Source organism: Caulobacter sp. DMC95, from assembly GCF_056313785.1.
Map to the genome: position 1 here is coordinate 191,550 of NZ_JBQUZP010000003.1, position 21,167 is coordinate 212,716.

The window sequence follows — 21,167 nt, forward strand, 5'->3', positions numbered from 1 at the left end:
GACGTGACGGAGGGGGCGTCCTTACAGCCCTGCACACACCTCGCAGAACGCAGCGATATCCGCCTCGTCGTGGTACACGGACAACCCCACCCGCAGCACGTCGTCGCGCACGTCGACCACCACGCCCTGGTCGGCCAAGGCGTGTTTCCACGCGTTGGCGGCGGGATGGCGAAGGGCCAGGAAGCGGGCCTGAGGGCCGTTGCCCGGCGGGTTCAGCACGACTGCTAGGCCCAAAGGTCCGGCCTCCCCCGCTGAGATCTTCTCCAGCAAGCTCACCTGCAGCGCCCGCGCGTGGGCGGCGACGGCCGCCGTGGTCAGGCCCTCGGCCTCCAGCATCCGTCCTGCGGCGACAAACCGGTAAAGGCCCGAAGGGTCGAAGGTCGCCCCCATGAACCGGCCGGCGTCGCTGACATAGCCGACCCCACCGGGCGGACCTTCCAGGTCGCCGAACTCGGCGTACCAGCCGGTCAGCACCGGGCGCGGGCCAAAGCCGGGCGGGGCGTGCAGGAACGCCGCGCCCTCCCCGGCCATCGCGTACTTGTAGCCGCCCGAGACGTAGAACAGCCGGTCCGCCACCGCCGAGAGGTCGGTGGGGATCGCACGGAAGCCGTGATAGCCGTCGACCACGACCCACGGCCCGTTCGGGCGCGCCAAGTCCGCCAACTCCCAGACCCGATCGAAGACGAACCCGGTCTTGAAGAACACGTGACTGACGAAGATCAGGTCATGCTGGCCAGTCCGCGCGGCGGTCAGGAACTGCTCGGCGAAATCGGGCTCTTCGGCGTCGATCAGGGTCAGCGTGATTTCGCCGGACTCGACCCAGCGCTGGGCCTGGCGGCGGAACGAGTGGAACTCGCCATTGGTGGACAGCACGCGCAACGGACGCGGGCGGTCGATCGCCGAGACGAGCGTCGCCAGCAGCAGATGGGTGTTGGGCGCAAAGACGACCGTGTCGCTAGACGGCAGGTTCAGCTCGCGCGCCACCAGGGCTTGGGCCGCAGGATAGACCTGGCCCAGCGCCTTGTCCCACTTGTGGTCGGCCAGGACGGCGGCGTCCTCCCAGGCCTCCATCTGACCGACCAGGGTGGCGTCGGGCCAGAGGTGGTGGCTGTGGGCGGCCATGTGCAGGCGGCCGGGCGCCGCAGACAGGGCGCGCGAGAACAGATCCTTGCGCGCGGCCATTAAAGCTTGGTCCTCAGCGACCACAGCTCGGGGAAGGCGCGGCGGCGAAGCGTGCTAGCCAGATAGCCGACGCCGTCAGTGCCGCCGGTGCCGGGCCGCCCGCCGATGATCCGCTCGACGGTCAGCACGTGCTTGTGGCGCCAGGTGACCAGGGCGTCGTCCAGATCAACGAGCTTCTCGGCCAATTGATAGAGCTCCCAATAGCGCTTGGGGTCGCGATAGACCTCCAGCCACGCAGCCTCGACCTCGGGCGAGGGAACATAGGTCTGGCTGAAGTCGCGGTGCAAGGCGGCGTCGGGCACGCTCAGGCCATGGCGCGGCAGCTGGGCGATGGCCACGTCGTACAGGCTGGGCGACTCCAGCGCCGCCTTGAGCATGGCCAGGGCCTCGGGCCGCTCGGCGTGGAACTTCAGGAAGCTCTGGTCCTTCAGACCCAACAGGTATTCCAGCGCCCGGAACTGGTGCGACTGGAAGCCGGAGCTGGTTCCCAGGTCATCGCGGAAGCTGAGATAGTCGGCGGGCGTCATCGTGGCCAGGATGTCCCACGACAGGGTCATCACCGTCTGGATCCGCGAGACCCGCGCCAGAGCCTTATAGGCCGGCTCGACATCGCCGCCCGCGATCAGCTTCATGGCCAGGGCGACCTCGTGGAGGATCTCCTTGAGCCACAGCTCCTTGGTCTGGTGGATGACGATGAACAACAGTTCGTCGTGCCGGTCGCTCAGGGGCTTCTGGGCCGAGAGCAGTTCGTCGAGCGCGAGATATCGCGCGTAGGTCATGTCTTGCGCCATGGAGCGACCTTAGGCGGCGTTTGGGCGCACATTGTTCTGGTTTGCGCGGCAGGCGTCGAGGCCGCTAGAATATCGTTCTGATTTTGTGGAGATTTGCAGAACGATGACCGCGCTCAGCCGTATGGATCTCTCCATCCTCCGCATCCTGGAGGCCGACGCCCGCATCTCGTTCGCCGCCCTGGCCGAGCGCGTGGGTCTATCGAAGTCGCCTTGCTGGTCGCGCGTGCAGGCGCTGGAGAAGCAGGGCGTCATCACCGGCTACCACGCCCGCCTCGACGCCAAGGCGCTGGGCAAGGGGCTGACGGTCTATGCCCTCGCGACCGTTGAGTTCGCCCGCTACGAGGCCTTCGAGGCCGCCGTGCTGCGCCATCCGGCGATCACCGACTGTCACTCCACGGCCGGGGCCGGCGACTACCTGCTGCGGATCGTCGCTGCCGATGTCGAGGACCTCGACCACCTGCTGCGCAAGGAGTTGAGCCAGATGCCCGGCGTGCAGCGCTACACCACCACCGTCTGCATGAAGGCGATCAAGGAGGGCGGTCTGGTCACCGCCGGGCTGTGACCGGGGAATGTTTCAGCCCATTTTTCACTGACAAGTCGCGAACGAGACGCAAATACAATGAGGAATATATACCTACGCCCCGCAGTATTTGATGCGCATCAATAAAGACTCGCCGCCCGCAGCCGTCCCTATTTTGAGTTTTCCTGCCTCAGCGCCGTTATGGGCTCCTTAACGCCGCGCGCCGATATCGTGTCGGATAACAAGAAATCTGACTAAATCCGGGTCACGCCAGCTATGTCCGCCGACAATCTCGAGACGCAAACGTTTTCGTCTCGCAAGCTCGAACGCTTCATCACCTTGATGATCGGGGGCTTGAGCGCCTTCTGCGTGCTGGCGGCGCTGGGCGCCACCGGGGCCATGGAGATGCAGCGCCGGGCCCGGGTCGCCGAGGCGGCGCGCGACGACCGGATCAGCGCCCAGATGCTGGAGCTGTCGGTCCTGGCCAAGCAGATCCAGCTCGAAATCGTCCAGGTTCAACAGTTCCTCACTGACGTCTCGGCGACGCGCGGCCTGAACGGGCTGGATGACGGCTGGAGCGAAGCGGCGAGCAACGCCGACGAGTTCAAGAGGGATGTCGCGCGCGCCGGCGTGCTGGCCGACGAACTGGGGGCCAGCGAACTGAAGCAGGCGTTGGGCGAGGTCCAGGTCGCGTTCCCGGCCTACTATGGCACCGGCCAGAAGATGGCGCGCGCCTATGTCGACAACGGCACCGACGCCGGTAACGCCATCATGGGCGAATTCGACGCCACCAGCGAAACCCTGGCCGGCAAGATGGACGCCGCCCGCACGGCGATCGCACGCCTGGAAAAGACCCAGGACGCCGAGAATCTCGTGATCGAAAAGCGGCTCCGCAACGAGCAGAACATCGCCATCGGCCTGGGCGTCGTCGTCGCCTTGATCGCCTGCGTCATCGGCGCCGGCGCGATCCTGCTGACCCGCACCCGCCTGCTTCAGCCGCTGTCGCGGATCGGCGCCTATATGGGCCGCCTGGCCGAAGGGGACTATGAGCAAGAGCCCCCCTTCCGCCATCGCAAGGATGAGCTGGGGGCGATGGCGCGCACCATCGTGATTTTCCGCAACGCCGCCCTGGAGCGTCGCCAGTCGCGCGTCGAGCAAGAGGCCGCGCGCGACGCCGCCGACGACGAGCGCCGCGCCAACGAGCAGGAGCGTCGTCGCGCGGACGCCGAGCGCCAGGCCGTGGTCAGCGAACTGGCCGCCGCCCTGGGCCGCCTGTCCGAGGGCGACCTGACCGCCGCGATCAAGACCCCCTTCCCCGGCGACTACGAGGCGCTGCGGACCGACTTCAACGCCGCCATCGCCCGCCTGTCCGGGACCCTGGCGGCCATCGCCCACGGCGCCCGCAACATGCGCGCCAGCTCCGAGGAAATCGCCTCGGCGGCCGACGACCTGTCGCGCCGCACCGAGCAGCAGGCCGCCAGCCTGGAAGAAACCGCCGCGGCCCTGGACCAGATCGCCTCGACCGTCGCCCGCGCCAATGACGGCGCCCGCGAGGCCGCCGCCGTGGTCACCCAGGCCAAGGCCCAGGCCGAGACCTCAGGCGCCGTGGTCGAACGCGCCGTGACCGCGATGAGCGCCATCCAGCAGTCCTCGGACAAGATCGGCCAGATCATCGGCGTGATCGACGAGATCGCCTTCCAGACCAACCTCCTGGCGCTGAACGCCGGGGTCGAGGCCGCGCGCGCGGGCGAGGCCGGTCGCGGCTTCGCCGTGGTCGCCATGGAAGTCCGCGCCCTGGCCCAGCGCTCGGCCGACGCGGCCAAGGAGATCAAGACCCTGATCGCTGAGTCGGGCGCCCAGGTGAACGCCGGCGTCGAACTGGTCGGCCAGACCGGCGAGACCCTGACCCGCATCGTCGACGAGGTGCTGCGCGTGCACAGCCTGGTCAACGACATCGCCCGCTCGTCCGAAGAGCAGGCCGTGGGCCTTCGCCAGGTCAACACCGCCGTCAACCATATGGACCAGGTCACCCAGCAGAACGCGGCCATGGTCGAGCAGACCACCGCCGCCACGCACTCGCTGCGCGGCGAGGCGATGGACTTGGCCGGCCGCGTCGGCGAGTTCCGCCTGGAGACCGATCGCGCCCAGGCGCGCGCGGCCTGACCCGCATCGGGGAGGTAAAGGATATATAAATCAGCGCTTTAACCTGAAATAAGGCTAAGCTTGAGACACTGAGGTCCAACACAGATTCAGAAGAATCCAAGGACCGAACGTGAAGAACTCCCGCCGCCTGGCGACCGCCCGAGCCCTTGCCGTCACCGCACTGGTGGGCGCCGCGACGCCCAGCCTGGCCGGCGAGGCCGTGACCCTGAAGCTCGACTACATGGCCGACGTGGCCGGCGTCGTGCGCGGCGGGACAGCCCACAAGGCGCGGGTTCTCGACAACCTCAAGATCTCGGCCGACATCGACCTGGAAAAGGCCCTCGGCTGGACCGGCGCGACCCTGCACGTCTCAGGCCTTAACAACGCGGGCGGAACGCCGAATGACGACGCCGGCACGCTGCAAGGTGTCGACAACATCGAGGTCTCCAAGCAACGCGCCCGTCTGTTCGAGGCCTTCGTCGAGCAGAGCTTCGGCGCGGGCAAGGGCTCGGCCCTGGTCGGCCTCTACGACGTCAACAGCGAGTTCTACGCCAATGAAAGCGCCGGTCTGCTGATCGCGCCCGCCTTCGGCATCGGCTCGGAGCTAGCCGCGACGGGACCCAATGGTCCCTCAATCTTCCCCTCCACCGCCCTGTCGGCGCGCCTGCGCTGGACGACGGAAAGCGGCGGCTATGTCCAGGGCGCGGTGATCAACGCCCACGCCGGCGTGCCCGGCGATCCGGGCGGCGCGGACTTCAGCTTCGATCACGGCGTTCTGGCCATCGGCGAGGCTGGCTGGAGCGGCGCCGGCAAGGTCGCCGTCGGCGGCTGGGCCTATTCCAAGCGTCAGGACGACTGGCGCGACGTGACCGCCTCGGGCGATCCCGTCCAGCGCCGCGCCTACGGCGCCTACGCCCTGGCCGAGCGCCGGATCAAGGGCGGCGAGGACGAGCCGGGCCGCATCACCGCCTTTGCGCGCGGCGGGATTTCCGACGGCCTGACCAGCCCCTTCCGGGGCGGGTGGCAGGCGGGCGTCCTGATCGAGCAGCCGGTCGCCAGCCGCCCGGCGAGCCAGGCCTCGTTCGGGATTAACCAGGCGTTCCTGTCGCGCCGCGAACGCGCCAACGGCTGGGACGCGGGCCTCAACACCAGCCGCACCGAGACGGCCCTGGAGGCCACCTACGCCGACACCTTCGGCCCGATCACCCTGCAGCCCGACCTGCAATACGTGATCCGTCCCGCCGGAAACCGCGACGCGCGCAACGCCGTGGTCGCCACCTTGCGGGTGAAGGTCGGCTTCTAGGGGCTTCTCTTCCCCTTCCCCTTCAGCGCGCAACACGGCTAAACCAGTATCATGGTTGAGCCTGTTGCGCCCCTCCCCGCGTCGCCGCCCGCCGTCACGCGCTCGCGCGTCGGCAAGACGCTGTCGATCGTGGCCCCCTGCTATAACGAGCAGGAGGTGCTGGACCTGTTCTTCGACCGTATCGACGCCGAGATGGCCAAGCTGGGCGTCGCCTACGAGGTCGTCTGCGTCAATGATGGCAGCCGCGATCACACCCTGGCGGTGCTGCTGCGCCGCCATCAGCGCGACCCGCGCGTCAAGGTCATCAACCTGGCCCGAAACTTCGGCAAGGAGACCGCCCTGTCGGCGGGCCTGGACGCGGCGACCGGCGACATGATCGTGCCGATCGACTGCGATCTACAGGACCCGCCCGAGCTGATCGGCCATTTCCTGGAGGCCTGGGAGGCCGGCGCCGACGTCGCCTATGGCGTGCGGGTCGACCGCACCTCGGACGGCTTCCTCAAGCGCGCCACGGCCCAGGGCTTCTACCGCGCGTTCAACAAGCTCTCGGACGTCAACCTGCCCTACAACGCCGGCGACTACCGCCTGATGGACCGCCGAGTGGTCGAGGTGCTGAAGCAGCTGCCTGAACGCAATCGCTTCATGAAGGGCCTGTTCGCCTGGGTCGGCTTCAATCAAGTCGCCGTGCCCTATGCGCGCCCCGAGCGTGCGGCGGGGACCAGCTCGTTCCGCTACTGGAAGCTCTGGAACTTCGCTCTGGACGGCTTCACCTCGTTCAGCAGCGTGCCGATCCGGATCTGGAGCTATGTGGGCCTGATCGCTGGGGTGCTGGCGTGCGGCGTGGCCGGGTTGATCGTCCTGCGCACCCTGTTGTTCGGCCGCGACGTACCCGGCTATCCGTCACTGATGGTGGTGATCCTGATGGGCTTTGGCCTGCAGATGCTGGCCATCGGCTCACTGGGCGAATACGTCGCCCGCATCTATCAGGAAGTGAAGAACCGCCCGCTCTATGTGGTCATGGACCGTTACGGGTTCGACGCGTGAGTCGGATCGGGCTGCTGACGCCCGCGCGTCGGGATTTCCTGGTCTCGGCGTTGCGCTATGGCCTGGCGGGCGTGTTGAACACGCTGGTAGGCTTTTCGATCATCCTGGCGCTGGACTTGGGTCTGGGTCTGGATCCGCATCTGGCCAACGCCGTCGGCTATGCGATCGGGATCTGCGTCAGCTTCGTGCTGAGCAGGCTTTTCGTCTTCAAGGCGCGTGAGACCGCGCGCTCGGCGCCGCTGCGCTATGTTGTCGCCGTGGCCGCCGCCTTCGGTCTGAACCTGGGCGTTCTGACCCTGGCCGGGCTGGTCCTGCCGACGGGCGCGTTGTGGAGTTCGGCGGCGCAGGGGCTGGCGGTGGCCAGCTACACCGCCGCACTGTTCCTGTTGAGCCACTTCTGGGTCTTTGCCCACGCCCCGAAATCCGGCAAGGACGCCTGATGGACCGCCTGATCTACGACCGTATCCGCGACCTGGAAGCCGACCACTGGTGGTTCGTGGGCCGCCGCCAGATCCTGCGCGGCCTGCTGCAACGCGTGGGGACGCCGACAGGCGCGAAGATCCTGGAAGTCGGCTGCGGCGCCGGCGGCAACGTTCCGCTTCTCCGCGAGTTCGGTTCGGTCACGGCGCTGGAGCCCGACGACGAGTCCCGCGCCTACGCCAGCGAGCGGCTGGGCCTGGCGGTCGACACCGGCTTGCTGCCCGACGGCCTGCCCTACGCGCCCGAGACCTTCGACCTGGTCTGCGCGTTCGACGTGGTGGAGCATGTCGACGACGACGCCGCCTCGGTCCGCGCCCTGGCGCGGCTGGTCAAGCCGGGCGGCGCGATCCTGACGACGGTGCCGGCCTATCAGTGGATGTGGAGCCACCACGACGTGCTGCACCACCACAAGCGCCGCTATAGGCTGTCGGCCTATCGCGCGCTGTTCGAGGCGGCGGGGCTGACCATCGAGACGGCCACCTATTTCAACACCTTGCTCTTCCCGCTGGCGGCCGCGCAGCGCACCGTCAAGCGCCTGCTGGGCGACAAGAGCGCCGACGACGCCATGCCGCCGGCGGCGCTGAACAAGGCGCTGGCCGGCGTGTTCTCGCTGGAGACGCCGCTGGCCGCGGGCCCCGGCCTGCCGTTCGGCCTGTCGATCGCGGTGATCGCGCGGAAGGCTTGAAGCCTCAGGGCGCGGCGGAGACGATCCGCATCGCCTCCAGTCCCACGCCCATCAGCCGGGTGTCGGCGCCCAGGCCCAGCGAGGCGGGTGTCTGGGGGTCCTTGGCGTCGAAAACCACGCGCACAACGCCCGTCTTCAGCGTCTCGGCCGGCAGCAGCAGCCGGTAGTCGTGGCGGATCGCGTTCTGGCGGTTGAAGGTGAAGGTCTCCGACGCGCCGCCCGCCGACACGGTGACGGTGCGCGTCGAGGTCTGCAGCGGCAGGAAGGCGAAGGCCGCCACCTCCAGCACCGCGCCCGGCAGACTGGCCTGCGCCTCGGACAGCCGCATCTCGACGACGGACTGACGACCGTCCGCCCAGACCCCGCCCAACTCCGGCGCGCTCCAGCCGGTGCGCAGGGCGCTGACGCCCGACCCGCCGGCCTTAAACAACAGCGACGGCGGCTCGACGCAGGAGCCGACCACCACCACCACCAGACCCAACGGCGCCCCTGAGCGACAGCCGGGCTTGTCGTAGGCGTCGCCAGCCAGGGTCACGATGTAGGGCACGTCGCCCGGACGGTTGGGCCGCCCGTCGTCCAACAGGCTCAGCACATTGCCGCCGTGCGGCGACTGCAGCATGCCGATCGTGCCCATATAGGTCGCCACGGCGGGCACCTGGGTGGCCGAGAACATCACCTGCTCGCCGTGCAGGCCGCGCGTCAGGCGCACCTCGCGAACGTCGCGCAGCACTGCGGTGACCTGCGGCACGTCATAGACGCTGGGCCGCAGGAACACGGCCAGCATCACCAACAGTTGGGCCGCCAGGGCCGGCAGGACGCCCAGCCGCGCGGCCCAGCCGGACCGCTCCTCGAACGCCGCGCCGCGCACGCCCAGCACCGTCATCCCCCACAGCGGAATGACGAAAACCAGCAGGGTGCAAACCCCGAACCCATGCTTGAGCACCGCATATTCCGAGCCCTCGCCCCGCAGGGCGTAGAGGCCGTACTGGGCCAGCATCGACACGCCCGCCCCCGCGCCCAGCGCGGCCAGCAGCACCGCTGCGCGCGTCGGCCCCGCGTCCTCCTCGACGGCCGCCGGGGGCCGCAGCGCCTCGATCAGGAAGATCCAGGCCGACAGCGCCACCAGCAGGGCCGAGAGCCCCGCCAGGCCATTCAGCGTCATCGGCACGGCGAAGTGGATGCTGCCGTTGTTGGCGGCCATCCAGCGCATGCTCCAGAAGAACGGATTGCCCAGCAGGCCGCCGGCGATCAGCAACAGTCCCCCCACGCCGATCCAGTCGATGCGGCGGGCGTGGATCATGTCGCGCAGCACCGCCAGACCCAGCATCGCCATCAGCGCCCCGCACAGGCGCAGGGTCGGCACCAGGTGGAAGCAGCCGCACAGCAGCACCATGGCCGCGCCATAGACGGCGAACGCCGGCCGCGAGCGGGCCAGCACCACCGCGCCGCCAGCCACGCCCAGCGCCGCCACCGCCTCGCCGACCATCTGCGGATAGAAGAAGTTGCGCACCAGCTCGGCGCCGATCACGCCGCGCAGAGCATAGACATTGACCAGGGCCAGCCCCGCGCAGATCGCCAGATAGGTCAGCGACACGCGCCGCGCCTGATCGAACAGCACCAGCCAGGCCACGCCCGCCGACAACACCCCGGCCATCAGCAGGGCGTTGATCTCCGACCAGCCCAGGGTCGCAAACAGGCCCGCGAACCGGTGGCTGAGCTTGGGATAGGCGACCATCTCAGCCATCCACTCATGCCCGACGGGCGGCACGAGGAAGGCGCGGCGAACCACCTCCATCACTTGCAGGTGATAGGAAGCGTCGATCGACAGCGACAGCATCCGGTTCGTCGAGAGCGCGGCCGCCAGCACCAGGCACCACAGCACGATCCCGCCCGCGCGGGCCCAAACGGCCTTGTTCTCGAACATCTGAGTTTCGCCCCGATCGATTCCGCGTCGCCCCACGCAGGCCCAAAACTACTAGCAGCAAAGTCGCCGCTGAGAACCCCGCGCCCCCAGGTTGCGCGAACGGCCGCCGCAAAAGCCAAATCACACATGTAAATAAATTATACTTGTAATTCACAAGATCTTCGTCACCCTCGCGTCTGGCGAAAGGGCCAGCGAAGAGGGTCGGTCATGGCGGTTTCGGATTTCGGCTCCCGCCCCGCGCGCGCCTCGGCGGCGGCGCTGGTCATGTCGACGATCGCCGTGATCGGGGCGCTGGGCGCGGCGGGCGCGATGGTGCTGACCGGCGTCGACCTGGCGAAGTTCGAGCGCGAGAACGCCGACCTGCCGCCGCCCTCGCCGCAGCAGGCCGCCCGCTACGCCCCGCTGGCGCGGACCAACTGGCGGATCGTCCACGCCAATCTCGAGGCCCGGCTGCAGCAGTCCAGTCCCCTGGAGCTGGGCGCGGTGTGGTCCACCCGCACCGGCCGCATATGCGGTCTGGTCAACGGCCGGGGCAGCTTTGGCGGCCTGACGGCCATGGCGCGGTTCTACACGGTCGATCAGCAGCCGGTGTTCCACCGCGACATCGACCACCTGAGCTTCCAGCACGAATGGTTCCAGTGCCGGCGCGACCCGTATGTGATGCTGAACCAGGGCACGATGGAGCCGGGCTTCTGCGGCACCGAGCTTGGGCGGCGGCGGTGCTATACGGTGGTCAACGGAGTGCGGAGGGAGCCCTAGAAGACGGGCTTGGCGACCATTAGCCAGACAATGGCCAGCACGGCGGCGAAGGCCGGAAAGCCCAGCACGAACCAGAGACGGAACAGCCGATCATAGGTCGGCGATAGAGGCTCGCCCGCCGCCACCGCCGCCTCGGCCAGGCGCCGCAGCCGCATCTGGATCCACACCACTGGCAGCCAGCACAGTCCGGTGACGACATAGAGCGCCAGGCTCAGGGCCACCCAGCCGGTGTTGAACGGAAACCCCGCCAGGTGCGCCAGCGCCCCGCCGGTGATCGGCTGGGCGATGACCGCCATGGTAGTGAAGATGAAATCAGCCAGCACGACGATCCGCGCGGTGTGGGCGACCAGGGCCGGATCGCGGGTGCGGTGGGCCATTAGCATGAAGAAGGCGATCCCCGCCCCCGTGCCCAGCAGCACCGCCGCGCCGACGATGTGGGCCGCCTTGAGCAGCAGGTAGAGGTCCATCAGCGCTCCTCCAGCGTCGCCAGGGCGGCCACCGCCAGCAGGGCGGCGGGAATGCTCTTGACCAGAGGCCCCAGCGGATCGAGCCACAGGTCGGGCCGCACCAGCGCCCCGCCCAGCAGGTAACCCGCCGTGACTAGCAACATGCCCTTCAAGGCCAAGGCGGCCGTGCGCTTGTGGGCTAGCAGCAGGGCCAGGGCGATATCCGCCACGCTTCCGCCCAACACCGCCACCACGGCGAGGTCACGCGAGACGCCCGCTGTCGTCAGCGTCGCCACCGCAGGCTCGAAGCCCGCCGTCGCCCCGATCAGCCCCGACACCAGCCAGAAGGCGAACAGGACCAGCAGGATCAGCGGCTTGGCGAAATAGGCGCGGGCGAACCAGCGCTCCTGCACGCCGGACGGCATCGCCGCCAGCAGGGCGTCCAGCGATTTGAGCTCAAGGCCAAGGCGGCCGGCGTCATCGGCCTCGCCGCGCACGCCCATCCGCAGCTGGGCCAGGGCCGCCGTCCGCATCGGGCTGCGCCAGCCCAGAAAGGCCAGGGCGTCGGCGCAGGCGGCGGTGATCCGCGCCAGGGACGGCGGCAGGTCGATGACTGGCGCGGCGGGAAAGCCCAGCCAAGCCCGCAGGCGCGATACGAGATCCGTCAGGGCCACGGCATCGGCATGCGCCAAGTCCAGGCGCTGGCGCAGGGGCGCGTCGGGGGTGAGGCACCGCGCGACGGCGGCGGCGACGTCATCGGTCGCGACGACCTGCACACGGCTCTGACCGTAGACGACCGGCGAGAAGCCCGGGAACCCCGCCAGGCCGCGCAGCAGCGCCGTGCCGCCGTAGGCCGCCGGGCCGATCACCAGACCGGGCCGCAAGACCACCCAGTCCAGTGCGGGCATCGCGGCGAGCAACGCTTCGGCCTGGTGCTTGGTGGTGTTGAAGGCGGTGGGCTTGCCGGCCTCGACCCCGGCCGCCGAGATATGGACCAGCCGCGCGCGCTTGGCCTCGCACGCCTGGGCCAGCCGCCGGACGCCCTCGACATGCACGGCGTTCAGGTCGTCGCGCGGACTGTCCTGCAAGGCGCCGGCGCAATTGACCACCGCCTCGACGCCATCCAGCAGCGCCGTCCAGTCCGCGACGCTGGACGTCGCCAGATCCGCGTGTTTCCACACCAGGGCCGGAAACCGCCGCCGGGCCTGAACCAGATCCCGCCCAACGCCGACGACGTCATGGCCGTCCGCCACGAGCCGGGCGGCCACCGAGGAGCCGATAAGCCCGTAGGCTCCGATGACGGCGATGCGCATGACGCCTTGAGTAGCCGGTCTGTCGGCGCGGGAGAAGGTGGGCGCTGCAAGCGCCCCCTCCACCGCCATTCGGCGGTCCCCCTCCCCCGTTGCACGGGGGAGGATGATAGTCCTCCTCACCCGCGACGCGGGGGAGGTGGCGCGCGGCGCAGCCGCGTGACGGAGGGGGCGCTCTCCCGCCCTACTCCGCCGCGTAGCTCTGCAGCGGACGCACGTCCAAGGCTTCAGCCGGGGCGCCGGCGATGGCCTGGGCGGCGGCCAGGGCGCCGGCCGACGTCGTGTAGTACGGCACCTTCATCATCAGGGCCGTGCGGCGGATCTCGAAGCTGTCTTCCAGCGCCTGCTTGCCTTCGGTGGTGTTGAAGACCAGCTGCACGCCGCCGTTCTTCATCACGTCGACGATGTGCGGGCGGCCCTCAAGGACCTTCTTCACGTGCTCGACCTGGACGCCCTGGGCGGCCAGATAGGCCTGGGTGCCCTCGGTCGACAGCACTTTGAAGCCGGCCGCCTGCAAAAGCTTCACCGGCTCGACGATCCAAGGCTTGTCGCTTTCCTTGACCGAGACGAAGGCCGTACCCTTGGTCGGCAGCTTGACGCCGCCACCGAGCTGGCTCTTGGCGAAGGCGCGGGCGAAGGCCGGGCCCATGCCGGTCTCGCCGTCGCGCTTCCAGTCCAGGCCCATGACCTCGCCGGTCGAGCGCATTTCCGGGCCCAGCACCGTGTCGACGCCGGCGAAGCGGGCGAACGGGAAGACCGCTTCCTTGACCGCGATGTGGTCGTAGGGAACGTCCTTGAGGCCAAAGCTGGCCAGGCTCTCGCCGGCCATGATCTTGGCGGCGATGGCGGCCACCGGCTGGCCGATCGTCTTGGCGACGAACGGCACGGTGCGCGAGGCGCGCGGGTTCACTTCCAGCACATAGATGCGCGGGTTGTCGCTGTGCGGCTCTTCGATGGCGAACTGCACGTTCATCAGGCCGCGCACGTTGAGCGCCAGGGCCATCTGCACCGTCTGGCGCTTCAACTCCTCGACCGTTTCGGCCTTCAGCGAGAAGGGCGGCATCGAGCAGGCCGAGTCGCCCGAGTGGACGCCGGCCTCCTCGATGTGCTCCAGCACGCCGGCCACGAACACGTCCTTGCCGTCGCACAGGGCGTCGACGTCCACCTCGGTGGCGCGGCTCAGATAGTGGTCCAGCAGGATCGGGTGCTCGAGCGAGATCTCGCCGGCGCCGGCGATGTAGCGCTCCATGGCGTCATGGTCGCGGATGATCTCCATGCCCCGGCCGCCCAGCACGTAGGACGGACGCATCACGAACGGGAAGCCGATCTTCTCGCCTTCCGCGCGCGCCTCGTCCCAGGTGCGGGCGATGGCGTTTTCCGGCTGGGCGATGTTGAGGCCGTTCAGCAGTTGCTGGAAGCGCTCGCGGTCCTCGGCCAGGTCGATGGCGTCGGGGCTGGTGCCCAGGATCGGCACGCCGGCCTCTTCCAGGGCATGGGCCAGCTTCAGCGGCGTCTGGCCGCCGAACTGTACGATGACGCCGGCCAGGGTCCCCTTGCTCATCTCGACATGCAGCAGCTCCAGCACGTCCTCGGCCGTCAGCGGCTCGAAGTACAGGCGGTCGGAGGTGTCGTAGTCGGTCGAGACGGTCTCGGGGTTGCAGTTGACCATGATCGACTCCACGCCGATCTGGTCCAGCGCAAAGGCCGCGTGGCAGCAGCAGTAGTCGAACTCGATGCCCTGGCCGATCCGGTTGGGACCGCCGCCCAGGATCACGGCCTTCTTGGCCGAGGACGGGTCGCTCTCGCACTCGGGAACCTGGCCCAGGGCGCCGAACTCGTAGGTCGAGTACATGTAGGGCGTGGAGGCCAGGAACTCGCCGGCGCAGCTGTCGATGCGCTTGAACACCGGGCGCACGTTCAGGTCTTGGCGAGCCTTGCGGACGGCCTTTTCGGTCGAGCCGGTCAGCTTGGCCAGGCGGGCGTCGGAGAAGCCCTGGGCCTTCAGCTCGCGGAAGCCTTGCGCGGTCTTCGGCAGGCCGCCGGCCTTCACCCAGCCTTCCTGACGGACGATCTCGGCGATCTGGCGCAGGAACCAGGGCTCGTAGCTGCAGGCGGCGTTGACCTCTTCCACGGTCAGGCCGTGGCGGAAGGCCTGGGCGATGACGCGCAGGCGGTCGGGCGTGGGCGTGCCCAGCGCGCGGATCACGGCGGCCTTGCCGTTGTCGGGATCATCGGCGCCGTCGATCAGCACCTCGTCGAAGCCCGAAAGGCCGGTCTCGAGGCCGCGCAGGGCCTTCTGGACGCTTTCCTTGAAGGTGCGGCCGATGGCCATGACCTCGCCGACTGACTTCATGGCCGTGGTCAGCAGGGGCTCCGAACCCGGATACTTCTCGAAGGCGAAGCGCGGGATCTTGGTGACGACGTAGTCGATGCTGGGCTCGAACGAGGCCGGGGTCGCGCCGCCGGTGATGTCGTTCTTCAGCTCATCCAGCGTGTAGCCGACGGCCAGGCGCGCGGCGACCTTGGCGATCGGGAAGCCGGTGGCCTTCGAGGCCAGGGCCGACGAGCGCGACACGCGCGGGTTCATCTCGATGACGACCATGCGGCCGTCCTTGGGATTGACGGCGAACTGCACGTTCGAGCCGCCGGTCTCCACGCCGATCTCGCGCAGCACGGCGATCGAGGCCGCGCGCATCCACTGGTATTCCTTGTCCGTCAGGGTCAGGGCCGGGGCGACGGTGATCGAGTCGCCGGTGTGGACGCCCATCGGGTCGATGTTCTCGATCGAGCAGACGATGATGCAGTTGTCCGCCTTGTCGCGGACGACCTCCATCTCGTACTCCTTCCAGCCCAGGACGCTCTCTTCGACCAGCACCTCGGTGGTCGGCGAGAGGTCGAGGCCGCGCTCGACGATCTCCTTGAACTCCTCGACATTGTAGGCGATGCCGCCGCCGGTGCCGGCCAGGGTGAAGGACGGGCGGATGATCGCCGGCAGGCCGACGAACTCCAGGCCTTCCATCGCCTCTTCCAGCGTGTGGCAGGCGCGCGAGCGGGGCGATTCCAGGCCCAGCTTGTCCATGGCGTCGCGGAACTTCTGGCGGTCCTCAGCCTTGTCGATGACCTCGGCCTTGGCGCCGATCATCTCGACGCCGAACTTCTCCAGCACGCCCTGTTCTTCCAGGGCCAGCGCCGTGTTCAGCGCGGTCTGGCCGCCCATGGTCGGCAGCAGCGCGTCGGGGCGCTCCTTCTCGATGATCTTGGCGACCATCTCCGGCGTGATCGGCTCGATATAGGTCGCATCGGCCACGTCCGGATCGGTCATGATCGTGGCGGGGTTCGAGTTGACCAGGATGATCCGGTAGCCCTCGGCCCGCAGCGCCTTACAGGCCTGAACGCCCGAATAGTCGAACTCGCAAGCCTGACCGATGACGATCGGCCCCGCGCCGATGATCAGGATCGAGGAGATGTCTGTTCTCTTGGGCATGGCTAACTCGCGCAAAGACACGGTCGCGCACATCCGCGCGCCCGCTGTCGACCATCTTGCAGGTTAAGGCGCCCGTGTAGAGACGGAGTCGGTTTGGCGCAACCCCGCATGTTGGCGCAGGGTTAAGGGGGGCTTGAAACCCTCTCTGGAGCGAAGAAGGACACGTCCTGACGGCACTGGGCGATCACCGAGGCCATGGCGCGACGCTGTAGAGCCCAGGGCGTGGACGTCTTTGCGGTCCGTGAAGGGTGGGTGACGGACCTTTGGCTCTCAACGCCCCCTCCGTCTCGCTGCGTATCCGCAGCGATCCACCTCCCCCGCAAGCGGGGCAGGAGCGTGGCGACTTCCTCCTCACCCGTGGAACGGGGGAGGTGGCGCGGCGCCGATAGGTGACGTGACGGAGGGGCGCTCTTCGGTCCGACCTGGATCGTTTTCAGTCGCCCCCCACAAACAGGACCTCCGCAGCCCCCACATCAAGCTGAACCCATTCCCGCTTCGCCCGTTTCCCGATGGCGTAGCTTCGGGGAACACCTTTCGTGACATTGCAGCAGAGCCTGGCCTTCGCGCTGATCGGCGCGACCGTGATCGCCTTCATCTGGGGACGGTGGCGCTACGACCTGATCGCGCTGGGCGCGCTGGCGGCTGGCATGGCGCTGGGGCTGATCCCGGTGAAGGCGGCGTTCGACGGCTTCGCCAACGACATCGTCATCATCATCGCCAGCGCTCTGGTCTTGTCGGCCGCTGTCGCGCGCAGCGGGTTCGTCGACATGGTCATGGCGCCGCTGTTGCCCAGGCTGAAGGACGAGCGCAGCCAGGTCCCGGTGCTGGCCGGCGCGACGGCGGTGCTGTCGATGGCCACCAAGAACGTCGGGGCGCTGGCCTTGATGATGCCCAGCGCCCTGCAGATCGCCAAGCGCACCGGCGTGCCGCCAGGCCGCCTGTTGATGCCGATGGCGTTTGGCTCGCTTGTCGGCGGTCTGGCCGTGCTGGTTGGCACCTCGCCCAACATCATCGTCTCCGAAGTTCGCCAGGAGGCGATGGGCGAGCCGTTCAGGATGTTCGACTTCCTGCCGGTCGGCGGGATCCTGACCGTCATCGCCATCGCCTATCTCACGATCGGCTATCGTCTGCTGCCACGCTCGCGCCAGGCGGCGATCGACGTCGACGCGGCCCTGGCCACCAAGGCCTATGTCACCGAGGTCGCCGTCCCCGATGACTGGAGCTTTCACGCCAACACCGTCGGCGCGCTGAAGAAGGCCGCCGACAGCGCGGTCTCGGTGGTCGCCATCCTGCGTGGCCGCAAGCGGCTGGAGTCGCCGCACTCCAACATGAAGATCCATTCCGGTGACATCCTCCTGCTGGAGGGCGAACAGCAGGCGCTGAACCAGCTGATCGTGGCGGCCAAGCTGCGGCTCAGCGACGCCGACCGCCCTGTGGCGATGAACGAACCGACCGACGAGGTGCGCGTGGTCGAGGCGGTGATCGGCGGCGAGAGCGACCTGATCGGCGAGTCGGCCCGCAGCCTGACGCTCAGCCACGCCCACGGGGTCAATTTGCTGGGCGTGTCGCGCAGCGGTCATCGGATGGCCGGACGCCTGGCGACCATTCGCCTGCGGGCGGGCGACATCCTGGTCCTGCAAGGCGGCGAACAATCCTTGCCGGCGGCCCTGCAGGCCCTGGGCCTGCTGCCCCTGGCCGAGCGCGAAGTGCGGCTGGGCGGGGTGCGGCACGCGCTCCTGCCGGTGATCATCCTGGCCGTGGCCATGGCGCTGGTCGCGACAGGCGTCGTACCGGTGGCCGGCGGCTTCTTCGGCGCGGCGGTGCTGGTGGTCGCCTGCGGCGCGCTGCGCATGCGCGAGGCCTATGCGGCCCTGGAGGCTCCGGTGCTGGTGCTGGTGGCCGCCCTGATCCCGGTCAGCGACACCGTCCAGAAGACCGGCGGCGCTGACCTGATCGCCAGCTGGCTGTCCGGCGCCTTCCATGGCCTCCCGCCGCTGCTCACCCTGACAGCGATGATGGCCGTGGCCATGGCCGCAACGCCGTTCCTGAACAACGCCGCCACCGTGCTGATCGCCGCGCCGATCGGCATGGGCGTGGCCCAGCGCCTGGGCCTGTCGCCCGATCCGTTCCTGATGGCCGTGGCGGTCGGGGCGGGCTGCGATTTCCTCACGCCCGTCGGCCACCAGTGCAACACCCTGGTCATGGGCCCAGGCGGCTATCGCTTCGGCGACTATGCGCGGCTGGGCGCGCCGCTGACGATCCTGATCCTGCTGGTCGCGCCGTGGCTGATCGCCTGGTTCTGGCCTTTTACGGGATAGAGCGCTCTACTCGTCCGACGGCGCGTCCCGGGGTTCGACCACCGCAGGATCACTGGGACCAAACAGCAGCCAGGCGTCGTCGTCGAACCCCTCGCCCTCTTCGCGCTCGACTCGCATCATCGCGGCCAGCCAGCTCGCGCCCGTCATTCGCAGAACCATCGTCGTCTCCTTCGCGATGATGCATTTGAGAATGATTTGCATTAAAGAGTCTGACAAGGCCCTTTGATGGCGACGACCATGCCCGCCTCCGGAGGCTTCTAGGCAACTATTTCGAATAGAATTCGCGATCTGGAGAAATAGCCGAAAAGTCGTAGTTCGGTATTTTCCTTGATATCCCCAGAAATATCGTGTTTATGGTCGTATCGAATTCGCTGCCGCTCGGCCTGCTTTTCCTTGCTCCCGGACCGGGAGCGCCGGACGCGCCTACCGAACTTCCAACGAAATTTGATCGTCGACCGGGCGTTCCGGACGACGAACACCTATGCCTACAAGGAACATCCCCATGGCGACTGGAACCGTGAAGTGGTTCAACTCCACCAAGGGCTTCGGCTTCATTCAGCCCGACAACGGCGGCTCGGACATCTTCGTCCACATCTCGGCCGTTGAGCGCGCCGGCCTCGGTTCGCTGAACGAAGGCCAAAAGATCTCGTACGAGCCGGAAGTCGACCGCCGCAGCGGCAAGACCTCGGCCGGCCAGCTGCAAGCGGCTTAAAGCCCCGCAGCGAGCCCACGGGTTCTGAAGATCACAGGCCGGCGCTTGCGCCGGCCTGTTTTCGTTTGGGGGCAATTCCCTCGCGCGGCCGACGGGGCTAATCATCGCCCAGCCTTTTCGGAGACGCTTTCCATGCGAGGCTTTCGCGTCCTGGCCGCCTTGATGGTCAGCCTGCTGCTGTCAGCCTGCGGGACGGTGTCGCGCGACGCATTCACGGCCCAGGACCTTGGCGCCGTGGCGCCCCGGGGCCTCTCCGACGTCCGGTTCAGCGCCGCCGATCCAGCCGCCGGCCTGCGGTTTGCGCAGGACGTCCACAGCCATACCGCAGGGCGCAAGGTCAATGTCCTGGCGATCTCGGGCGGCGGGTCTAACGGCGCCTATGGGGCAGGCGTTCTGGTGGGCTGGACGGAAACGGGGAACCGCCCCGACTTCGATATCGTCACCGGCGTCTCGACCGGAGCCCTCACAGCGCCCTTCGCCTTCCTGGGCAAGGACTGGGATCGCCGCCTGACCGAGGCCTACACCAGCGCGGCCGCCGATCGCATCCTGGAGCGGCGGGGCCTCGATCTCTTCTTCACGCCCAGCATCTTCCGCAACAACGCCCTGCGCGACCTTGTGGCGAAGTATGTCGATCCGCCGCTGCTGTACGCCGTGGCCGTCGAGCACGCCAAGGGCCGGCGGTTGATGATCGCCACCACCAATCTCGACACCGAGGAGGCGATGATCTGGGACATGGGAGCCATCGCCTCGCGCGGCGACGCGGCGGCCTTGCAGCTGTTCCGCGACGTGCTGGTCGCCTCGGCCAGCATCCCCGGCGTCTTCCCGCCCAGCCTGATCGAGGTGGAGGGCTCCAACCGCAAGCTGTCGGAGATGCATGTCGACGGCAGCGTCACCACCCCGTTCTTCGTGGCCCCCGAGACGCTTCTGCTGTCCATCCTGCCCGGACGTGACCAGACCGGACCCGGCGAGGTTTCGGTGATCGTCAACGGCCAGATCGACGGCGGCTTCGGCTTCACCAAGGGTGACGCCCTGTCGATCGTGGGCCGCTCCTGGATCGCGATGAACAAGGCCCAGATGCGCACGCATCTGACCGCCAACGCCGCCTTCACGCGGCGCAACGGCGGGGTGTTCCGCTACACGGCCATTCCCGACGACGCCAAGGGCGACTTCTCGGGGCTGGACTTCGCCTCCGAAGGCCGGCGCGCCCTGTTCAAGCTGGGCCATGACTTGGGCAAGTCCGGCGCGGCGTGGGCGGCGCCGTCAGATCCAGCGGCGGACACACAAGCGCCGGGTTAAAGCCAGCCCGCCGCCCGCAAGGTCGGGGCGTGTCGGCGGCTGACGGGCGCGACCAGATCGCCGGCCAGCCGCAGCTCGCCCGCGCCGCGCCGCCATTGCGCGGCTTCGATCGCCTCGCCGGCCACCCACCAGGACCGATGGGTCTGAAAACCGTGCGCGCCCGAAAGCTCGGCGAGCGCGTCGGAGAAGCGCAGCGTCAAAAGCTCGACGCCCGCGTCGGTATGAACCCGCAGATAGTGGTCATGGGCCTCGACGGCGATCAGCCGGGCCGCGCGCCGCTTGGCCGACAGGCGCTGACGGAAGGCGGCCTCTGACTCGGGCAGCGGCGGAGCCACGACCACCCGGGTCTCGACCGTGGGCGCGGGCGTCGGCGGCCTGCGCCAGACCAGGATCCGCACCGTCATGACGAGGCCGCTGATCACCCAGACGCGAAACCACAGCACCGGCGGAAGCCAGAAATCCTCCTGGCCGAACATCATCTCGACCAGCCGAACCCAGATGACCACTGCTGGGGTCATGACGGTGGTCACGGCAAGCAGGCGGCGGCCAAAACCTTCGATCCGCCGTCCCATCAGCTCGTCGACCACCAGGCCGATCAGGCCTCCGCCGACGATCGACAGAAGCCAGTAGACGAAGCTCCCCTGAGTCGACAGCTGCGCGGTGCCGAAGGGCGACAGCACGCCCATCACCAGGCCCAGCGCGGTCAGCAGCAACAGGTCGATGGCCAGACGCTTCAGCGCGGCCCGGCGATCCGTCAAAATCATCGATCAT

The 21,167-nt window shown here is 68.3% G+C and carries 18 protein-coding genes and 1 pseudogene; 11 read left to right on the forward strand and 8 right to left on the reverse strand.

Annotated elements, in window-relative coordinates:
- Nucleotides 1–21: 21 nt before the first annotated feature.
- The gene (locus ACT53N_RS08970; protein WP_476063579.1) at nucleotides 22–1,206 is read right to left on the reverse strand and encodes an aminotransferase class V-fold PLP-dependent enzyme; all 1,185 of its coding nucleotides are present in this window, start codon (nucleotides 1,204–1,206) and stop codon (nucleotides 22–24) included.
- The gene (locus ACT53N_RS08975; protein WP_476063580.1) at nucleotides 1,182–1,973 is read right to left on the reverse strand and encodes a tryptophan 2,3-dioxygenase; all 792 of its coding nucleotides are present in this window, start codon (nucleotides 1,971–1,973) and stop codon (nucleotides 1,182–1,184) included. Before ACT53N_RS08975 ends, ACT53N_RS08970 begins: the two co-directional genes overlap by 25 nt.
- Nucleotides 1,974–2,076: 103 nt before the next feature.
- Between ACT53N_RS08975 and ACT53N_RS08980 the strand changes: the two genes are divergently transcribed.
- The 6 genes from ACT53N_RS08980 to ACT53N_RS09005 all read left to right on the forward strand — a co-directional run bounded on the left by ACT53N_RS08980 (nucleotide 2,077) and on the right by ACT53N_RS09005 (nucleotide 8,147).
- Nucleotides 2,077–2,535 (forward strand): Lrp/AsnC family transcriptional regulator, encoded by a 459-nt coding sequence (locus ACT53N_RS08980; protein WP_476063581.1) that lies wholly within the window; start codon nucleotides 2,077–2,079, stop codon nucleotides 2,533–2,535.
- 234 nt (nucleotides 2,536–2,769) lie between these two features.
- On the forward strand, nucleotides 2,770–4,656 hold the full coding sequence (locus ACT53N_RS08985; RefSeq protein ID WP_476063582.1) for a methyl-accepting chemotaxis protein: 1,887 nt from the start codon (nucleotides 2,770–2,772) through the stop codon (nucleotides 4,654–4,656).
- A gap of 109 nt (nucleotides 4,657–4,765) precedes the next feature.
- Nucleotides 4,766–5,938, forward strand: a complete 1,173-nt coding sequence (locus ACT53N_RS08990) for a carbohydrate porin (RefSeq protein WP_476063583.1) — start codon at nucleotides 4,766–4,768, stop codon at nucleotides 5,936–5,938.
- 51 nt (nucleotides 5,939–5,989) lie between these two features.
- The gene (locus ACT53N_RS08995; protein ID WP_476063584.1) at nucleotides 5,990–6,982 is read left to right on the forward strand and encodes a glycosyltransferase family 2 protein; all 993 of its coding nucleotides are present in this window, start codon (nucleotides 5,990–5,992) and stop codon (nucleotides 6,980–6,982) included.
- On the forward strand, nucleotides 6,979–7,422 hold the full coding sequence (locus ACT53N_RS09000; protein WP_476063585.1) for a GtrA family protein: 444 nt from the start codon (nucleotides 6,979–6,981) through the stop codon (nucleotides 7,420–7,422). The genes ACT53N_RS08995 and ACT53N_RS09000 overlap by 4 nt, the downstream gene beginning before the upstream one ends.
- Nucleotides 7,422–8,147 (forward strand): class I SAM-dependent methyltransferase, encoded by a 726-nt coding sequence (locus ACT53N_RS09005; protein WP_476063586.1) that lies wholly within the window; start codon nucleotides 7,422–7,424, stop codon nucleotides 8,145–8,147. Before ACT53N_RS09000 ends, ACT53N_RS09005 begins: the two co-directional genes overlap by 1 nt.
- Nucleotides 8,148–8,151: 4 nt before the next feature.
- On the opposite strand, the gene ACT53N_RS09010 is transcribed toward ACT53N_RS09005, so the two are convergent.
- Complete coding sequence (locus tag ACT53N_RS09010; protein ID WP_476063587.1) at nucleotides 8,152–10,071, reverse strand: hypothetical protein; 1,920 nt, start codon at nucleotides 10,069–10,071, stop codon at nucleotides 8,152–8,154.
- Nucleotides 10,072–10,278: 207 nt separating this feature from the next.
- On the opposite strand from ACT53N_RS09010, the gene ACT53N_RS09015 reads away from it, so the two are divergent.
- Complete coding sequence (locus ACT53N_RS09015) at nucleotides 10,279–10,830, forward strand: hypothetical protein (RefSeq protein WP_476063588.1); 552 nt, start codon at nucleotides 10,279–10,281, stop codon at nucleotides 10,828–10,830.
- Here the strand turns inward: ACT53N_RS09015 and ACT53N_RS09020 are convergent.
- The 3 genes from ACT53N_RS09020 to carB all read right to left on the reverse strand — a co-directional run bounded on the left by ACT53N_RS09020 (nucleotide 10,827) and on the right by carB (nucleotide 16,070).
- Nucleotides 10,827–11,297, reverse strand: a complete 471-nt coding sequence (locus ACT53N_RS09020) for a DUF2269 family protein (RefSeq protein WP_476063589.1) — start codon at nucleotides 11,295–11,297, stop codon at nucleotides 10,827–10,829. The genes ACT53N_RS09015 and ACT53N_RS09020 overlap by 4 nt on opposite strands.
- On the reverse strand, nucleotides 11,297–12,589 hold the full coding sequence (locus tag ACT53N_RS09025) for an SDR family oxidoreductase (RefSeq protein WP_476063590.1): 1,293 nt from the start codon (nucleotides 12,587–12,589) through the stop codon (nucleotides 11,297–11,299). Before ACT53N_RS09025 ends, ACT53N_RS09020 begins: the two co-directional genes overlap by 1 nt.
- A gap of 181 nt (nucleotides 12,590–12,770) precedes the next feature.
- Nucleotides 12,771–16,070, reverse strand: coding sequence for a carbamoyl-phosphate synthase large subunit (carB, locus tag ACT53N_RS09030; protein WP_476063591.1), 3,300 nt, complete (start codon nucleotides 16,068–16,070; stop codon nucleotides 12,771–12,773).
- Between the two features lie 272 nt (nucleotides 16,071–16,342).
- On the opposite strand from carB, the pseudogene ACT53N_RS09035 reads away from it, so the two are divergent.
- Together ACT53N_RS09035 and ACT53N_RS09040 are read left to right on the forward strand one after the other, a co-directional pair.
- A pseudogene (locus ACT53N_RS09035) lies at nucleotides 16,343–16,459 on the forward strand (hypothetical protein); the annotation flags it as partial.
- 147 nt (nucleotides 16,460–16,606) lie between these two features.
- Nucleotides 16,607–18,388: an SLC13 family permease gene (locus ACT53N_RS09040; RefSeq protein ID WP_476063592.1), complete on the forward strand. Its 1,782-nt coding sequence runs from the start codon at nucleotides 16,607–16,609 to the stop codon at nucleotides 18,386–18,388.
- Between the two features lie 6 nt (nucleotides 18,389–18,394).
- On the opposite strand, the gene ACT53N_RS09045 is transcribed toward ACT53N_RS09040, so the two are convergent.
- Nucleotides 18,395–18,547 (reverse strand): hypothetical protein, encoded by a 153-nt coding sequence (locus tag ACT53N_RS09045; protein WP_476063593.1) that lies wholly within the window; start codon nucleotides 18,545–18,547, stop codon nucleotides 18,395–18,397.
- Between the two features lie 343 nt (nucleotides 18,548–18,890).
- Here ACT53N_RS09045 and ACT53N_RS09050 point away from each other — a divergent pair, with 343 nt between their 5' ends.
- Both ACT53N_RS09050 and ACT53N_RS09055 read left to right on the forward strand, forming a co-directional pair.
- Nucleotides 18,891–19,100, forward strand: coding sequence for a cold-shock protein (locus ACT53N_RS09050; RefSeq protein WP_004622582.1), 210 nt, complete (start codon nucleotides 18,891–18,893; stop codon nucleotides 19,098–19,100).
- 132 nt (nucleotides 19,101–19,232) lie between these two features.
- Nucleotides 19,233–20,396: a patatin-like phospholipase family protein gene (locus ACT53N_RS09055; protein ID WP_476063594.1), complete on the forward strand. Its 1,164-nt coding sequence runs from the start codon at nucleotides 19,233–19,235 to the stop codon at nucleotides 20,394–20,396.
- Here the strand turns inward: ACT53N_RS09055 and ACT53N_RS09060 are convergent.
- Nucleotides 20,393–21,160 carry a LytTR family DNA-binding domain-containing protein gene (locus tag ACT53N_RS09060; protein WP_476063595.1) on the reverse strand — a complete coding sequence of 256 codons (768 nt, stop codon included), beginning with the start codon at nucleotides 21,158–21,160 and terminating at the stop codon, nucleotides 20,393–20,395. The genes ACT53N_RS09055 and ACT53N_RS09060 overlap by 4 nt on opposite strands.
- Between the last annotated feature and the right edge of the window lie 7 nt (nucleotides 21,161–21,167).

Excerpts from the sequence above, each read along its gene's own strand:
- ACT53N_RS08975 (WP_476063580.1), bottom strand. The coding sequence starts at position 1,973 with ATGGCGCAAGACATGACCTACGCGCGATATCTCGCGCTCGACGAACTG.
- ACT53N_RS08980 (WP_476063581.1), top strand. The coding sequence starts at position 2,077 with ATGACCGCGCTCAGCCGTATGGATCTCTCCATCCTCCGCATCCTGGAG.
- ACT53N_RS08985 (WP_476063582.1), top strand. The coding sequence starts at position 2,770 with ATGTCCGCCGACAATCTCGAGACGCAAACGTTTTCGTCTCGCAAGCTC.
- ACT53N_RS08995 (WP_476063584.1), top strand. The coding sequence starts at position 5,990 with ATGGTTGAGCCTGTTGCGCCCCTCCCCGCGTCGCCGCCCGCCGTCACG.
- ACT53N_RS09005 (WP_476063586.1), top strand. The coding sequence starts at position 7,422 with ATGGACCGCCTGATCTACGACCGTATCCGCGACCTGGAAGCCGACCAC.
- ACT53N_RS09010 (WP_476063587.1), bottom strand. The coding sequence starts at position 10,071 with ATGTTCGAGAACAAGGCCGTTTGGGCCCGCGCGGGCGGGATCGTGCTG.
- ACT53N_RS09015 (WP_476063588.1), top strand. The coding sequence starts at position 10,279 with ATGGCGGTTTCGGATTTCGGCTCCCGCCCCGCGCGCGCCTCGGCGGCG.
- ACT53N_RS09020 (WP_476063589.1), bottom strand. The coding sequence starts at position 11,297 with ATGGACCTCTACCTGCTGCTCAAGGCGGCCCACATCGTCGGCGCGGCG.
- ACT53N_RS09025 (WP_476063590.1), bottom strand. The coding sequence starts at position 12,589 with ATGCGCATCGCCGTCATCGGAGCCTACGGGCTTATCGGCTCCTCGGTG.
- carB (WP_476063591.1), bottom strand. The coding sequence starts at position 16,070 with ATGCCCAAGAGAACAGACATCTCCTCGATCCTGATCATCGGCGCGGGG.
- ACT53N_RS09045 (WP_476063593.1), bottom strand. The coding sequence starts at position 18,547 with ATGGTTCTGCGAATGACGGGCGCGAGCTGGCTGGCCGCGATGATGCGA.
- ACT53N_RS09050 (WP_004622582.1), top strand. The coding sequence starts at position 18,891 with ATGGCGACTGGAACCGTGAAGTGGTTCAACTCCACCAAGGGCTTCGGC.
- ACT53N_RS09055 (WP_476063594.1), top strand. The coding sequence starts at position 19,233 with ATGCGAGGCTTTCGCGTCCTGGCCGCCTTGATGGTCAGCCTGCTGCTG.
- ACT53N_RS09060 (WP_476063595.1), bottom strand. The coding sequence starts at position 21,160 with ATGATTTTGACGGATCGCCGGGCCGCGCTGAAGCGTCTGGCCATCGAC.